Source organism: Neisseria sp. P0014.S009 (genome assembly GCF_051958155.1).
In the GTDB taxonomy this organism is placed as follows: Bacteria; Pseudomonadota; Gammaproteobacteria; order Burkholderiales; family Neisseriaceae; genus Neisseria; species Neisseria flavescens_C.
The window spans coordinates 1-257 of the sequence record NZ_JBQCVS010000164.1; the positions used below are offsets into that span (position 1 = coordinate 1).

Annotated in this window: 1 protein-coding gene; it reads left to right on the plus strand. The window is 56.4% G+C overall.

The features are described from left to right. Positions 1-257: methyltransferase family protein (locus ACTHS4_RS12135; protein ID WP_440366013.1), on the plus strand; the 257-nt coding region annotated here is incomplete at both ends.

Consider the following 257-nt stretch of genomic DNA (forward strand, 5'->3'; position numbering starts at 1 on the left):
GTATTAGGTGTGTGGGCGTTTCGCCGTTTGCGCACGACCGTCAGCCCGCTCAATCCCGAACAAACCGAACACTTCGTTTCAGACGGCGTGTACCGTTTCAGCCGCAACCCGATGTATGCGGGTCTGGGCTGTTGGCTGGTCGCATGGGCGGGCTATTTGGCGCACCCGCTGCCGTGGTTGTTTTTGGCTGCATTTGTTGCCTATATGACACGCTTTCAAATCATGCCCGAAGAACGCGTTTTGGCGCAGAAATTCGG